This is a genomic window from Symbiopectobacterium sp. RP, from assembly GCF_050472005.1.
Lineage (GTDB): Bacteria > Pseudomonadota > Gammaproteobacteria > Enterobacterales > Enterobacteriaceae > Symbiopectobacterium.
In genome coordinates this window covers 1,334,272-1,348,676 of record NZ_JBGOGS010000001.1, presented here as the reverse complement: position 1 = coordinate 1,348,676, position 14,405 = coordinate 1,334,272, and the positions used below count along the sequence as shown (strand labels likewise).

Below are 14,405 nucleotides of genomic sequence, written 5' to 3'. Positions count from 1 at the left end.
ATCGTGGGGCTGCTGGCAATGGCAGCCCTTTTGGTTTGGGGGGGTAAAAACGCCCCCCATGGTTAACCATAGCAATTGGAGGGGCGAGGTGTCGGTCAAGGTACTTCATCGACAGGACACAAAAAACCCGGCGCGGGGCCGGGTGGGGGCCAAAATTGATGGGTATGTTCAGGATTCATGCGTAAAGTTATAAAGCTGAATTACAAGCATGCATATATGAGCAAATGAGGCAGCAGCTATCCCGATGGCAACCGTTGGCAGCATGTAGCCGTCGATACTTGAGATCAAAAGAACGCCAGCAAAGAAAAGCACACCAAGCTCAACAAAACTTAGTGCATACACGATGACTACAGAGGTCATGTATCCGTATTCTCGAATCTTACTTAACTTTCTGGTTCTGCTTCCTATCATAAACGTCATTCCTGCGATCAGGATTGCTATCATTGTTCCTGCATAAGATGACAATGCGGCACCAAGTCCATCTTTATGGGAAGAAAAAGACACGCCTGGCAGATAATGACGAAAAATAAAATATGAAGCAAAAACAAAGAGGTAAGGGATGGCTACAATGCAAATCCCGGGCATTATTTTGTTACGCATAACACCTCCACCGGATTTGTACTAGCGTGATAGTGTGCCTATTTGGCGATTAAAGCAGCTTACTATAGAGGATTTCATTTGTTTTTTTTGACTATAAAATGCATAAAAACCGATTTTCATATATCAATCCATTATATTGAAGTTTTCATTCCTGGCAAACTAGTAACGCCCCTATCTGTGTCGGGTGCGTGCTATGTACCTACACCCATCTGCTTATGCCGTGGCTAGATTAGCCGCATTTTGGTTTCGACAGCCACACCAATGAGGCGGCAACTTCCATCGATCGGCACCATAGGCCATTGCGGGTGTAGACCCTTTAAGTATACCCCGCCTATGTTCACGAACCCCCTATGACACTGCATTTTCTTTCAAGCAGTGAGGACAGGTTGTATTAAAGGAAAGCATACCCATGAATAAGTTAACTCCCTATTTGAATGATATATCCACGATATTGAGTAACGCAGACAGGCCTGAGGTGGCGTTGTTACAACGCTATGAGATAACCTCAAGCGAGCAAAAAATTAACTTCATTCTATCACTTATTGGAAAGTTGATAGAGCAGGACAGAAGGCTTCGCGCCAGAAGCGGAGGGTGACATGGATAAAACACGCTTCCTGTTGCGTGATGAACGAATACGAAAAAACCTGAAAGCCTTTATTGATTCCCTGCCCACCGACCCACACCGCCCTCTCGAAATTACCCTCAACGATGCTAAACGGACATTACCGCAGAACGACCTGTTCCATGCGTTATGCACCGATGTTTCGCGTCAGGTGGTGTGGGCCGATAAACCCCGCCCGCTGCTGGACTGGAAAGCGCTGTTTGTCTCGGGACATGCCATCGCTACCGGCAGGCCGGGGGAGGTGGTGACGGGGCTGGAGGGGGAGTTTTGCAGCATCCGCGAGAGCACGGCTCAGATGGGCGTAAAGCGCATGAACAGTTTGATTGAGTATGCCCAGGCCTGGTCGGTCGGCAACGGCGTCAGGCGGCGGGAGGTGCGTTATTCCGGGGATTATTTTGGGAGAGTCGGATGAAGAAAACCAGTTTCAAGTACGACGGGTTAACCGGTGAAGAGGCGGAGCTACTCGTCAGGCACTACAAAGACAACGGCTATCGCGCTGCCAGGTCACTGAGCCGTGACCCCAAATACTGGGATGTCGTTGTCACCCTTCCCGAACAGCAGTACCTCAAACCAACACCACGCTCAATGCTCAACAAGGTGTGGGGGTAGATATGGCACTCAAATCACACACCAGACCAGAGCACAAGGACACATGGCGAACCCCGCCCGAGGTCTTCCAGGCGCTGGATGCGGAGTTTGGCTTCTACCTCGATGCCGCCGCGGACCACGACAATACCCTGTGTCGTCTGTATCTGACGCCAGAGGATGATGCCCTTGCCTGTGACTGGAGTAGCACCGGCGCCATCTTCTGCAATCCCCCGTACAGCAATATCCGCCCCTGGGTTGATAAAGCTGCTGAGCAGAGCCGCAAGCAGAATAAAACGGTCGTTATGCTGCTGCCTGCGGATACCTCGACGGGATGGTTCGCACAGGCACAGAAAACGGTTGATGAGGTACGCTTCATCACCGAAGGGCGATTGTCGTTTATCAGCGCTGAAACGGGCAAACAAGGCAAGGCGGGTAACAGCAAGGGCAGCGTGTTGTTCATCTGGCGACCGTGGCGCACAACCCCTAAAGGGATGACCGTGGTAAGCAGGCACGCGCTGATTAACCGGATGTGGAGGTAGCTATGGCACTAAAACGCGATAAGCACGACGCGGTATTTTCTGAGCTTGTGCGCGAGAGAACCAACTGGCAGTGCGACTACTGCGGTAACTATTTTCACCACGACCACGGTAATCTCCATTGCTCCCACTTCAAGTCCCGCCGACACAAAGCGACCCGCTACCATCCCTTCAACGCCTTCGCACACTGCGCGGGCTGCCACCGTAAATTGGGTGAAGACCCGTATGAGTTCACGATGCACGCCAACATCACTTATGGGGAGATGGTCATTGACCGCGTAGCGCATCTGGCGGCAGTGCCGGTGCGGTTAAAGCCGTGGCAGATGGATGAGATTTATCAGCACATGAAAACTGAGCTCAAGCGACTGCGGGAATTACGCGCCGGCGGAAATATCTGGCGAATCGAGTTCACGCTACCACCCTGGTATCAGGAGGGCATTACTTATCGGATGGGGGAAGCGGCATGAGACAGCGTGTGCGACTGACGGCGGAAGATATCCCGCTTATCCGTGCGCTACTGGCCTCCGGTATGCCGGTGGCGGAGGTGGCGAGGAAATTCGAGACCAGCAAGCAGCATATCTACAGCATCCGGAACGGCAAAAACTGGGGGGCGGTAAAATGAGAGATATTCGATACCTGTTGACGGCATGGGGAAATTGGAGTGGCTCACGCATTGGCACCGAGTACAAGGCGGCATGGCCCCTCGTCACGGCAAGCTGCGATATCCGGCCCATGCTGTCTGATGCCGACGGTGAGACAGTTGACCGGGCGGTAGGGCGGCTCAAGCATTTCGACCCGCTGGGCTACGATATCGTGGTGGCGTATTACCGGGGGAAAGCGTCGTGCAGGGCGATAGCAAGAAAGCTTGAAAGTCGCCCAGATTATATCACTGCATGCCTTTCACGCGCTGAGGCCTACGTAGCAGGGAGAGTGGCTGGGCTTTTGGAGGTAGCTTGACGCAAAATGATATTCGGGTCTATATTCTTTCCTAGGTGCTCAAAACACCTTACGAACGGCTACCGCACCCGTTAGTCTTGCGGCTTTCTTGTGTCCATATTTCAGATATGGCCGAGTGTGGGTGAATAAAATACCTTCGGGGAATAAGCCCGCTTGCCTTCGTACAAGTTTTGAGCACTTGGCCGCCTGAGCCTCTCAGGTTTCCTCTCAAAAAGGATACGAAAATGACATGCAAACTTATTGATAACCTTCATGTTATTACTCATGGCAACATACCGGTTATTACTACTGAGTTACTGGCTAACTTGTATGGTGCCGAAGTGAACAGCATCCAACAAAATTTCAAGCGCAATGTGGAAAGATTCATTAATGGTAAGCATCTTTTCAAGCTGGAAGGGGATGAGCTTAGGGAATACAAGAACAGGCTGACAGAAAGTCAGTCAGTTGCAAAACACACGCGCAGCCTCATCCTTTGGACAGAGCGCGGAGCAGCAAGACACGCCAAGATGCTCGAGACAGATAAGGCATGGGAAGTATTCGAGCAACTGGAAGATTGCTACTTCAATCTGAAAGAATCGAAACATCTAACGTACAAAACAAAATCATTACCGGGAAAATTAAGCATTGAACAACAAGAAGCCATCAAACAGTTAGTGATTAATCGTGGTCGAAGCGTTCCGCAAGAGCATCAGGCAAAAGCAACCATCACGCTGTGGTCAGCACTGAAAAGCCACTTCGGTTGCAGCTATAAAGAAATTCCCGAAGATAATTTTACCGAGGCGTTATCTCTTGCCGCTCGTGTATCTATTGAGGGTGAATTCATCGGCAGAGCACCTTCACAAAATAGCTTACCTGCTATCTCTGGCAGAGTTGTTCTCGACTATGCAGATGGCAGTGTGACACGGACAGAGGTGGTCGCCTCCAATTGTTTTATAGGGGATATTGAAACACTATTAGAACACTTGGAAAAGCGTGGTGTCGTTGTGCTTACCAACGAAGATGAGCGCCGAAACTTCGTCAAAGAGAATCTGATGAGGCTGATTAACTGATCAAAAGATCAGCTAAAATCCTTGACTGTCCGGACGTCCGGACACATAATACCCCCATGCTGCGGCAAAAGCGCGCAGGACATTAAGCCTCAACTCACTTTGGTGGTTGGGGCTTTTTGCATCTGGAACTCTGGCGTAGATGGTTCGCGCGGATGCCTGAAGAGCATCAGGAGATAGTTCGATTCTATCGGGTTCCACCACATTTAAGGCTACGCTCCGGCGTGGCTTAAAAATAAAAAAGGGAGGCGTTTGTCCCGTCTCCCTTGATAATAGATTAAAACGCTTACCCCTTTTTCACAGGGGCATAAAGAGAGGTGAAACGCGATGGCCAAGTTCTCGTTTCGCAGGGATCATTATTAATCCTTTAGCATTTTATTCAGTTTATCAAGCTGTTCGGGAGACAAGTCTTTAAATTTTCGAGCAAAGACAAGCATTAACTCTTTGTTTTTATCCTCCGCATCAGACATATCAACTTTGAGTGATGGCTGAGAGATATCTGCCTGTTTTTTTAGTTCAAGCACTTCTTCATCGCTTAACCTACAAGCAGACGCTACGGCATCTATTAGTGAGTCAGGAATGGCTCGTTTACCTAATTCAATGGCAGACAGGTAAGCAGAACTGACACCCAGCATATCTGCCATGTTTTTTAGCACCATACCCCGATCTATCCTCAGTTTTCTAAGATATTTACCAAAACCAGTTACCATGTTGTGCCTCCTTGGAAACCTGAGATGATTATACAAGAATGAAATCAAAAATCAACTAATTTGATTTATTTATTCCACTCCTGTTAGGTGATTACAGAAGACTCAATCAGGCTGCGCTTATGCGTGGCTTTTTTATTTCCCCTTTCTATAACACACAGCGCCATCCCTGCCGGGAGGTGAGGGTATGACACGAATGAGCACTCTCTACAGCAGGCTTTCATACGGAAGCGGGACGGGCTTAATGGGCCTTGGCGCGTCTGCCAGAGCCTACGCCGCATCAACTACAGAGAGCGTATGGTTGCTTGCAGACAAAATGGCCGGGTTAACGCTCGGTGACTGGGCAATTATTGTCGGTATGGTCTGCACAATCGGCACTTTTGTAATCAACTGGTACTACCGCAGGAAGGAGTATCAGCTGAGGGAAAAAGGCGGTGCATGATGTCAAAAGCAAGCAAACTCAGTGCGGCAATGCTGGCGCTCATCGCTGCTGGCGTGACTGCTCCCGTGATGATGGCGCAATTCCAGACTGAAAAAGAGGGGATGCGTATAAACGCTTATCCTGACGGCGGCGGCATCTGGACGATTTGCGGTGGCGTGACACGGGTAGATGGCAAGCCGGTAGTGAAGGGCATGAAGCTGACCGCCGGGCAGTGTGCAAAGATTGATGCCGCAGAACAGCAAAAGGCGCTCGATTGGGTGGATCGCAACGTTAAAGTGCCGCTCACTGAGACTCAGAAAGTCGGCATTGCCTCATTTTGTCCGTGGAATATCGGTCCCGGTAACTGCTTCACCTCAACGTTCTACCGCAAATTGAATGCCGGCGATCTCATTGGTGCCTGCAAAGAGATTAAGCGCTGGATTTGGGACGGAGGCAAAGATTGCCGTATCCGCGCCAATAACTGTTACGGGCAGATAGCGCGGCGTGACCAGGAGGCGGAATTATCGTGCTGGGGGCTCGGCGCATGAGGCTATATTTCTACGCCGCTCTCGTTGCTCTGCTGGCTACACTGTCATTTGGCGTCTACTACTACCACGACGCATACAGTGATAAAGCGAAAGACCTCGAAGCAGCAGAGCGGCAACAAAAGCAGGCCGAAACCATCGCTGGAAATGTGATCCAGTCGATGCGCATCTTCACCGCCATCACACAGGCCAATCACGATGAAAAACAGCAGATACAGCAGCGGTCGGAAAATACCGGGGTTGACATCCGTGAAAAGTTATCGACTGATGAGTGTGCTGTTCGGCCTGTTCCTGATGATGTCGTTAGCAAGCTGCGAGAGCACGCGGACAGAATACGTAACGGCACCCGTCGTACCGATCCCCGCTGAACTTCTACAGGACTGCCCAGCGCCTGAAATCGCTCATCAAATGACATACGGCCAGAGCGTAGCGCTGAATGAAGAATTGCTGACCGTTATTGAGAAGTGTAACGCCGACAAGCGAAGCATTCGGGAAATCGAAGGATCCCGGAAGCATTTACCTGCCAGGTAGCTGTGCAACTCTGTGAAGAAGTGGCAAGGCTGTGAAACCAAACAATGAGGCTCGGTTAATCCGGGCTTTTTTTGTGTCTTGCAATATCCCCGCGCACCGAAAGCGCATCTAAAAACACCGAACCTGAACCTATGGAATGAGCCTTTGAGGGCGTCAGTTTGTGCTGGCGAGCCTTCGGTGGGCTGACGTTCTATTTCGGCAAAGGTTCATTTCATAGAAAAGGTAAACGCTATGAATAAATTATCGATAATCATAAGCGGCGTTGTGATCAAAACTGATCAATCAGGTTATTTTCGTCTGAATGATTTACAGAAAGCGGCTAAAAAATCAGAGGGGCAAAAGCGCTCAGAAAGAACATTTGAAATACATGAATTCATGCGCCGACCAGATACTAAGGGGTTGATAAGAGAGATAGAAAATGAAACTACGGGAAAACTCCGTAGTTTAGCCTTTTTCACTATTGAGGGGCGAAACGGTGGGACTTACGTGTGTAAAGAATTAGTTTACGCCTATGCTATGTGGATTAGCCCCAAATTCCACCTTCATGTTATACGCACGTTTGATGCAGCCGTTGCCAAAGAGCAGATACGTATTTCGTATCGTGATATGGCCCGGCTTGAGTACCGCCCATTGACCGATGCCATCAAGCACGAGCGTGAGGCACAGGGGAAAAACATTGCCCCTCATCACTTCAGCAACGAAGCTGACCTGATTAACCGCATTGCACTGGGTATGACATCCGCAAAATTTCGAGTCCACCATGAAATAGGTAAGAAAGGATCTCTCCGTGACTATCTGACGCCAGAGCAGATCCACTGCATTACCGAACTGCAACGCGCGAATACGGTATTCATTGGCATGGGATGGGACTTCGAGCAACGCAAAGCCACGCTGATGGGAATATTTAACAAAAACCATCGCCAACCGCTGATTGAAGAACAACACCGACTGGCGGCTTAGTATGACAAAAAGCGAAAGAGAAACCTTGAGGCCCGGTTAATCCGGGCCTTTTCATCGGTGCAGTGCATGCACCCATCACACGTCGGATCTTGTTTAGGAATGAGCCTTTGAGGAAGCAGCTGGCTAGTGCTGCCTTCGACGGGCTGATTTCCTATGCGCCAAAGGTTCATTACCTAAGTAAGGATAAGCACTATGCAAACAATCACCGTTCCGTTTCATGGAAATGCCCTGTATGTCGTTAACTGTAACGATGAACCCTATACCCCGATGCGCCCAATCATTGAGGGTATGGGGTTGGCATACCAGGGTCAGGCGGGTAAGTTGAAATCTCGCTTTGCCAAGGGGGTCATGGAAATCATGATCCCTACCCAAGGTGGCCCACAAAAAATGCTTTGTCTACAACTCCGCAAATTGGCTGCCTGGCTGGCCAGTATCCAGCCGAATAAAGTTAAGCCAGAAAGTCGCGACAAAGTGGTTCAGTATCAGGAGGAGTGCGATGACGTGCTCTATGAATACTGGACAAAAGGTCAGGTTACCAATCCCCGCAAGCGCAGCGTCATGCAGGAACTCAATGCCGCTTGCGCCGACTTAAAAACGGACAAAGCCGTTGCCAGCGTGTTTGGCACGGGATTGAACGAGTGGAAAGGCATTAAGGCGGCACATGCGAAGAAAATCAACGTGCTGATTGAAGAAGCGCAATTGCTGCTGACGTTTTAACTGGTGGTGAGTGACACAAAAGCATTGTCAATGAGTCTGCTAATTCAGCGGCAATGCTAGCCAACGTGAGGACCCGTAATGAAAACAATGAATTATAGTATGTTCGGTGTGAGTGTTTTCGCATGAAAGACTACACAGCATTCATTGAAAAGCATGTGGTCGCCGAACTGCTGAAACAGGGCTATGCGCCATCGGTCGCCCTGAAGGGGGCAGACAGGGCGCTAGATCACTACCGCTGTTCAAGCTCAGCATCAGGGAAGGGGAAGATGTTTGACGATTGCTTTCGCATAGCAAAGGCATGGGCGATGAAATACCAGCCCAAAAAGAAATGACGAAATCCAGGGCATTCTCCCGAGAGTGTTCGATATTTCATTCAGTAGCGTCACTCCCGTCGCTGTCCTGCTGTGTTAGCCAAGACCTGACTTCTCCTTGCAGTTAGCGCACAGAGGGGATCAATAACGGGATATACCGCGTTTCTCCGCACACCAAGGCGGGGTTATCGCTTATGTCAGTCTAACTGGAACTAAAGAGGGGGATGAGTCTTGAAAGGACCCCACATCTACAACAGCAGGTGGGACAAAGCGCGTGTTTCATTTTTGCGCGCTCATCCGTTATGCCGTATGTGCCACGAGCAGGGACGGATAACACCCGCTGTCGTTGTTGACCACATCATTCCGCACAAACTTAAAGAAGCGTTGAAGTCTGGCGACAAGGCGGCGATAGCAAAGGCACAAACATTATTCTGGAATAAAGAGAACTGGCAGGGACTGTGCGTCCCGCATCACTCATCGACTAAACAAAGAATGGAAAAGCGGGACAAGGTCATCGGCTGCGATGAGAATGGTATGCCTCTCGATCCCAATTCAGACTGGTTCAAACACAGCTAACCCCATAGGGGGGCGGGGGAAAAGTTCAGGGCGCTTGCTGTTCCTGACCGCCCGCCCTCCTCAACTTTAACGCTAACCCGATTTTTTTAGTTTTCAAGGTGCTCTCAAATGGCAGAAAAACGAAACCGCTCTGACAGTGCGACGGCGGCGATCCAGGCCATGAAAAATGCGACCGGGGACACCCTTCAGCCCCCGGCGCACGCGGGTTTGGAAAAAAAAGCCGAGCCTTTTTGGCATGACAATATTCGATCCAAAGCATTGGATAGCTGGACACCCGCTGACCTGTTAGCCGCTGTTGAGCTGGCAAATAATCAACACTATATCACCATGTTACGGCGTGATTTACGTAACGAAGAGCGCGTGCGCGGTGAGGCGAGAAACATGGTTGAAATTAAAGAATTGCGCAAACAAATCGTAGAATTACAGCGCGCGATTTTGGCACAGCGACGAGATCTGCAAATCCATTCCCACGCTACCAACGGTGAAAGCCGCGACCAGCGTAACAAAAACAGGAATGACAGGAACGCCAGAAGCACGGTCAGTGGTCATCAACGCGAAGACGATAATCTGATCGCGTTTCCAAAACATTAAGGGGCATTCATGACGCGAGGTGAGCGCGTGATAGCGTTCATTGAGCGCTATTGCATTGTGCCGGAAGGCAAGTTTATCGGACAGCCGATGAAGCTTGATGGCTTCCAGAAAGACTTTCTGCTTGATGTCTATGACAACCCGGTGGGCACCAGCAGGGCAATTTTAAGCATCGCCCGAAAGAACGGGAAAACCGGGTTAATTGCTGGAATACTTCTTGCTCACCTGGTTGGCCCAGAAGCGGTGCAAAACTCTCAGATCGTCAGTGGGGCGATGAGCCGAGAGCAGGCTGCGCTGGTCTTTAGCCTGTCGGTCAAAATGATTAATCTTAACCCCGCGCTACAGGACATTGTGCATATCATTCCCAGCGGTAAGCGGCTGATTGGTACCCCTTGTAATGTTGAGTACAAGGCGCTGGCCGCCGAGGGTAAAACCGCACACGGTCTTTCTCCAGTGCTGGCCATTCTGGATGAAGTGGGGCAGGTAGTAGGTCCGCGCAGTGATTTTGTTGACGCCATTGTTACCTCACAAGGGGCGCATGAGACACCTTTGCTGATTGCTATCAGTACCCAGGCGGCCAACGACGCCGACCTGTTGAGCGTGTGGATTGATGACGCGGCAACTTCTGGCGATCCACATATTGTTTGCCATGTGCATACTGCCGAAAAAGACGCCGACATTATGGATCGGGCTGCATGGCGTGCCGCTAATCCGGCGTTGGGAACCTTTCGTTCACTGGACGAGATGGAGCGCCGGGCAGAAGAGGCGACGAGGATGCCCAGCAGTGAAAATACCTTTCGTAATCTCAATCTAAATCAGCGCGTATCCACTGTGTCACCGTTCGTCTCCCGTAATGTTTGGGAAGCCAGTATTCTGAAGGACATTCGTCCGGGCATGATTGTTGGGGAGTGCTACGCGGGGCTCGACCTGTCAGAAAAGAACGACCTTACCGCGCTGGTGATTGTGGGACAGGATAAAGAGCGCGACTGGCTGGTATTCCCGTTCTTCTGGACACCGGGTAAGACCTTGCTCGACCGGGCCAGGCGAGATCGCGCCCCTTATGATGTTTGGGCCAGGCAAGGTTACCTCGAAACGACGCCGACTACCTCAGTGGAATATGATTTTGTGGTGCTAAAAATCGCAGAGTTACTCAGTGATTTTGATGTAAAAGCTATCGCCTTTGACCGCTGGCGTATCGATGTTTTCAAAAAAGAAGTAGACCGCATCGGGTTAACGCTTCCCCTGGTGGAATTCGGTCAGGGGTATCGGGATATGGCTCCCGCCATCGACACATTGGAAACTGTGTTACTCAACAACCGGCTTCGGCATGGTGATCATCCCGTGATGACGATGTGTGCCGCCAACGCCACGGTGATCAAAGACGCGGCGGGTAACCGCAAGATAGATAAATCCAAGGCGACAGGCCGCATGGATGGCATGGTGGCCCTCACGATGGCGATGGGGGCTGCAAACGGTGAAGTTGTCGATAGGGGTGGCGACTTTGAAGACTTTTTATATCAACCATTGAGCATGTAATGTCAGATACCCAATACTCGATAGACTTGCGTACCAACAATGGCTGGTGGGCGCGGGTGGCGTCATGGTTCGTCGGCGGCAGGCTGGTAACCCCAAATCAGGGATCGCAAACCGGCCCCGTTTCTGCGTCCGGCAGTCTCGGCGATTCCTTGATCAATGATGTACGCCTTCTGCAAATTTCTACCGTGTGGCGCTGTGTGTCATTGATTTCGACCTTAACGGCGAGTCTGCCATTAGATGTATTGAAAACAGACGGTAACGATAACCGTGCCAAGGTGGGGTTGGATAATCCACTGGCCAGGCTGCTGCGTTATTCTCCCAATCAATACATGACCGCGCAGGAGTTTCGCGAGTCAATGACTATGCAACTCTGTTTCTACGGTAATGCCTATGCGCTGATTGAGCGCAATGGGGTTGGCGATGTGGTTAGCCTTATCCCGCTGCTGTCGGCCAATATGGATGTCCGGCTGGAAGGGAAACGTATCGTTTATCGATACCAACGCGATCATGAATTTGCCACTTTCAGCCAGCGAGAAATTTTTCACCTGAAGGGTTTCGGGTTTAACGGGTTAGTGGGCTTATCTCCCATAGCGCATGCCTGTAAATCGGCTGGCGTAGCCGTAGCGATGGAAGATCAGCAGCGTGATTTTTACGCCAACGGCGCTAAGTCACCCAAGATCCTCTCTACAGGAGAGAGGGTACTTTCTAAAGACCAGCGCAAACAACTGGAACAGAACTTCAGGGAAATCGCTGGCGGTCCGGTAAAAAAACTATTGTGGATACTGGAGGCAAACTGTCAGGCTCATGATATCGGTGTGAGTCCGCAGGATGCCGAAACGATGGCGTCTCGTAAGTTCCAGGTCAGTGAACTGGCGCGATTCTTTGGTGTACCACCACACCTCGTAGGGGAGGTGGAAAAATCGACCAGCTGGGGAACTGGCATCGAGCAACAGAATCTGGGGTTCCTCCAGTACACACTGCAACCCTATATTTCACGCTGGGAAAACAGCATCCAGCGCTGGCTGTTAAAGCCGGAACAGGTGGGTGTTTATCATGCTGAACATAACCTTGATGGCCTGTTGCGGGGGGATTCAACTTCACGTGCTGCGTTTATGAAGGCCATGGGGGAATCCGGGTTGCGTACCATCAACGAAATGCGCCGACTGGATAACCTGCCCCCCCTACCGGGCGGCGATGTTGCCATGCGTCAGGCGCAATATGTGCCCATCACCGAACTGGGAACCAGCCACCAACGGCCTCGCGAAAGCGGGGTTTAGTTTTTTATGGGGTCAGCAATGCCAGACATTAACAAAACGCTTTCTTTTGAGCAGACAGAGATCAAGTTTGCCGGTGATGGCTCGAAGGGCATTTTTGAAGGGTACGCCTCTGTCTTTAACAACACCGACTCAGACGGCGACATCATCCTGCCCGGTGCCTTTAAAGGCGCGCTTGAAGCGCAGACGCGCAAGGTGGCGATGTTTTTCAATCACCGCACCTGGGAAATCCCGGTGGGTAAGTGGGAAGCACTACAGGAAGACACAAAAGGTCTCTTTGTGCGTGGGCAGCTCACGCCGGGTCACAGCGGCGCAAGCGACCTGAAAGCCGCCATGCAACACGGCACGGTTGAAGGAATGTCCGTGGGATTCTCGGTCAGCAAAGACGACTACAGCCTTGTCGCCAGCGGTGGGCGCATCTTCAAAAACGTCTCTCGCCTGCGCGAGGTCAGCGTATGCACCTTTCCGGCTAATGACCTGGCGGGGGTTTCCGCCATGAAAAGTGCTGAGGGGATAGAAACCCTTCGTGACGTGGAAAACTGGCTGAGGGATTCAGTCGGTGTCAGCAAGTCACAAGCAGTGGGGCTCATTGCCCGGTTCAAATCAGCCATTCGGAGCGAGTCCGAAAGCGACGAGAACAAAACCGACATTACCGCGCTTATCTCGCGCATCAATACATTTTCAGCCACGTTAGGAAATAACCATGTCCGAACTTGAACAAATCCAAAAGGCTCTGGAAGCATCACAGGCCAAAGTACAGCAACTGTTTGATGCCCAGAAAGCGGAAATCGAAAGCACTGGCCAGATCTCCAGACAATTGCAATCTGACATCGTCAAGGTGCAGGCCGAAATGACCCAATCTGGTCAACGCCTGTTTGACCTGGAACAGAAACTCTCCTCAGCGCCGGACGCCCCAGATGAGAAAAAATCGTTTTCTGAGCGCGCTGCTCAAGAGCTCACTAAGTCTTGGAATGGCAGCAAAGGCCGCTTTGAAGCCAATACCTTCAATAAGTCCCTTGGCAGTGATGCAGGGTCCGCGGGGGCGCTCATTCAGCCCATGCAAGTGTCGGGGATCGTCGTGCCGGGATTGCGCCGCCTGGTGATCCGCGATTTGCTGGCGCAAGGGCGTATTTCCAGCAACTCGCTGGAATATGTGCGCGAAAAGCTGTTTACCAATAGCGCCAGGCCAGTGAAAGAAAAAGCGCAAAAACCTGAATCAGATATCACCTTCGAAAAAGACACGGCCAACGTGAAAACCATCGCGCATTGGGTTCAGGCATCACGTCAGGTGATGGATGATGCGCCGATGCTGCAATCTTATGTAAACACCCGCCTGCTGTACGGTCTGGCACTGGTGGAAGAAGCTCAGCTGCTCAATGGCGATGGTGCCGGGGATAACCTCAAGGGGATTAATACCGTTGCCACGGCTTACGACACTACCTTAAACGTCAAGGGTGACACCAAATCTGACATGATCGCCCACGCGATCTTCCAGGTAACGGAGTCCGAGTTCAGTGCTTCCGGTATCATCCTCAATCCGCGTGACTGGCACAACATCGCGCTGCTAAAAGATGGCGATGGGCGCTATATCTTTGGCGGTCCGCAAGCCTTTGCCAGCAATATCATGTGGGGGTTGCCTGTGGTGCCCACCCGGGCACAGGCACAAGGTACCTTTACCGTTGGGGGGTTCGATTTGGCCTCCCAGGTCTGGGATCGCATGGATGCTACTATCGAGGTGAGTCGTGAAGATCGCGATAACTTTGTGAAAAACATGCTCACCATCCTATGTGAAGAGCGTCTGGCATTGGCACACTACCGACCACAGGCAATGATAAAAGGCGCTTTCGCGACCCCTGCTGGCAGCTAATCAACCCGGAGAGGGCGGTAAAC

At 51.1% G+C, this 14,405-nt stretch carries 21 protein-coding genes, 1 tRNA gene and 2 pseudogenes; 21 read left to right on the top strand and 3 right to left on the bottom strand.

Annotated elements, in window-relative coordinates; translation table 11 throughout:
* Positions 1-168: 168 nt before the first annotated feature.
* Positions 169-600: a hypothetical protein gene (locus ACD630_RS08990; protein WP_430358836.1), complete on the bottom strand. Its 432-nt coding sequence runs from the start codon at positions 598-600 to the stop codon at positions 169-171.
* Positions 601-824: 224 nt separating this feature from the next.
* Positions 825-932 (bottom strand): annotated as a pseudogene (locus ACD630_RS08985) (LexA family transcriptional repressor); the annotation flags it as partial.
* Between the two features lie 264 nt (positions 933-1,196).
* Here ACD630_RS08985 and ACD630_RS08980 point away from each other — a divergent pair.
* The 8 genes and pseudogenes from ACD630_RS08980 (at position 1,197) to ACD630_RS08945 (ending at position 4,552) form a co-directional block, all read left to right on the top strand.
* Positions 1,197-1,634 carry a recombination protein NinB gene (locus tag ACD630_RS08980; protein ID WP_430358835.1) on the top strand — a complete coding sequence of 146 codons (438 nt, stop codon included), beginning with the start codon at positions 1,197-1,199 and terminating at the stop codon, positions 1,632-1,634.
* The gene (locus ACD630_RS08975; protein ID WP_430358834.1) at positions 1,631-1,831 is read left to right on the top strand and encodes a hypothetical protein; all 201 of its coding nucleotides are present in this window, start codon (positions 1,631-1,633) and stop codon (positions 1,829-1,831) included. The genes ACD630_RS08980 and ACD630_RS08975 overlap by 4 nt, the downstream gene beginning before the upstream one ends.
* A gap of 2 nt (positions 1,832-1,833) precedes the next feature.
* Complete coding sequence (locus ACD630_RS08970; RefSeq protein WP_430358833.1) at positions 1,834-2,349, top strand: phage N-6-adenine-methyltransferase; 516 nt, start codon at positions 1,834-1,836, stop codon at positions 2,347-2,349.
* Positions 2,350-2,351: 2 nt separating this feature from the next.
* Entirely contained in the window at positions 2,352-2,813 is a 462-nt protein-coding gene (locus ACD630_RS08965; RefSeq protein ID WP_430358832.1) for a hypothetical protein, read from the top strand.
* A complete protein-coding gene (locus ACD630_RS08960) occupies positions 2,810-2,968 on the top strand; it encodes a helix-turn-helix domain-containing protein (protein WP_430358831.1) in 159 nt (52 codons plus the stop codon). The genes ACD630_RS08965 and ACD630_RS08960 overlap by 4 nt, the downstream gene beginning before the upstream one ends.
* Positions 2,965-3,303 carry an antiterminator Q family protein gene (locus ACD630_RS08955; protein WP_430358830.1) on the top strand — a complete coding sequence of 113 codons (339 nt, stop codon included), beginning with the start codon at positions 2,965-2,967 and terminating at the stop codon, positions 3,301-3,303. The genes ACD630_RS08960 and ACD630_RS08955 overlap by 4 nt, the downstream gene beginning before the upstream one ends.
* Before the next feature lie 224 nt (positions 3,304-3,527).
* Positions 3,528-3,869: pseudogene (locus ACD630_RS08950) on the top strand (ORF6N domain-containing protein); the annotation flags it as partial.
* Positions 3,870-4,476: 607 nt separating this feature from the next.
* Positions 4,477-4,552, top strand: a tRNA-Phe gene (locus tag ACD630_RS08945).
* 156 nt (positions 4,553-4,708) lie between these two features.
* On the opposite strand, the gene ACD630_RS08940 is transcribed toward ACD630_RS08945, so the two are convergent.
* Entirely contained in the window at positions 4,709-5,059 is a 351-nt protein-coding gene (locus ACD630_RS08940) for a helix-turn-helix domain-containing protein (RefSeq protein ID WP_430358829.1), read from the bottom strand.
* Positions 5,060-5,243: 184 nt separating this feature from the next.
* Here ACD630_RS08940 and ACD630_RS08935 point away from each other — a divergent pair, with 184 nt between their 5' ends.
* The 13 genes from ACD630_RS08935 (at position 5,244) to ACD630_RS08875 (ending at position 14,382) form a co-directional block, all read left to right on the top strand.
* Positions 5,244-5,498 (top strand): phage holin, encoded by a 255-nt coding sequence (locus tag ACD630_RS08935; protein WP_430358828.1) that lies wholly within the window; start codon positions 5,244-5,246, stop codon positions 5,496-5,498.
* On the top strand, positions 5,498-6,025 hold the full coding sequence (locus ACD630_RS08930; protein ID WP_430357699.1) for a lysozyme: 528 nt from the start codon (positions 5,498-5,500) through the stop codon (positions 6,023-6,025). Before ACD630_RS08935 ends, ACD630_RS08930 begins: the two co-directional genes overlap by 1 nt.
* Positions 6,022-6,390: a hypothetical protein gene (locus ACD630_RS08925; protein ID WP_430360124.1), complete on the top strand. Its 369-nt coding sequence runs from the start codon at positions 6,022-6,024 to the stop codon at positions 6,388-6,390. Before ACD630_RS08930 ends, ACD630_RS08925 begins: the two co-directional genes overlap by 4 nt.
* Positions 6,290-6,553: an Rz1-like lysis system protein LysC gene (gene lysC, locus ACD630_RS08920; RefSeq protein WP_430359959.1), complete on the top strand. Its 264-nt coding sequence runs from the start codon at positions 6,290-6,292 to the stop codon at positions 6,551-6,553. Before ACD630_RS08925 ends, lysC begins: the two co-directional genes overlap by 101 nt.
* Before the next feature lie 231 nt (positions 6,554-6,784).
* Positions 6,785-7,513, top strand: a complete 729-nt coding sequence (locus tag ACD630_RS08915; RefSeq protein WP_430357698.1) for a KilA-N domain-containing protein — start codon at positions 6,785-6,787, stop codon at positions 7,511-7,513.
* Positions 7,514-7,705: 192 nt separating this feature from the next.
* Positions 7,706-8,230 carry a phage antirepressor N-terminal domain-containing protein gene (locus tag ACD630_RS08910; protein WP_430357697.1) on the top strand — a complete coding sequence of 175 codons (525 nt, stop codon included), beginning with the start codon at positions 7,706-7,708 and terminating at the stop codon, positions 8,228-8,230.
* Positions 8,231-8,352: 122 nt separating this feature from the next.
* Entirely contained in the window at positions 8,353-8,562 is a 210-nt protein-coding gene (locus ACD630_RS08905; RefSeq protein WP_430358827.1) for a hypothetical protein, read from the top strand.
* Between the two features lie 210 nt (positions 8,563-8,772).
* Positions 8,773-9,117, top strand: coding sequence for an HNH endonuclease (locus ACD630_RS08900; RefSeq protein ID WP_430357695.1), 345 nt, complete (start codon positions 8,773-8,775; stop codon positions 9,115-9,117).
* Positions 9,118-9,225: 108 nt separating this feature from the next.
* Positions 9,226-9,708 carry a terminase gene (locus tag ACD630_RS08895; RefSeq protein WP_430357694.1) on the top strand — a complete coding sequence of 161 codons (483 nt, stop codon included), beginning with the start codon at positions 9,226-9,228 and terminating at the stop codon, positions 9,706-9,708.
* 9 nt (positions 9,709-9,717) lie between these two features.
* Entirely contained in the window at positions 9,718-11,241 is a 1,524-nt protein-coding gene (locus tag ACD630_RS08890; RefSeq protein WP_430357693.1) for a terminase large subunit, read from the top strand.
* Complete coding sequence (locus ACD630_RS08885; protein WP_430357692.1) at positions 11,241-12,518, top strand: phage portal protein; 1,278 nt, start codon at positions 11,241-11,243, stop codon at positions 12,516-12,518. Before ACD630_RS08890 ends, ACD630_RS08885 begins: the two co-directional genes overlap by 1 nt.
* A gap of 18 nt (positions 12,519-12,536) precedes the next feature.
* Entirely contained in the window at positions 12,537-13,232 is a 696-nt protein-coding gene (locus tag ACD630_RS08880) for an HK97 family phage prohead protease (protein WP_430357691.1), read from the top strand.
* The gene (locus ACD630_RS08875) at positions 13,219-14,382 is read left to right on the top strand and encodes a phage major capsid protein (protein WP_430357690.1); all 1,164 of its coding nucleotides are present in this window, start codon (positions 13,219-13,221) and stop codon (positions 14,380-14,382) included. Before ACD630_RS08880 ends, ACD630_RS08875 begins: the two co-directional genes overlap by 14 nt.
* Positions 14,383-14,405: the final 23 nt, after the last annotated feature.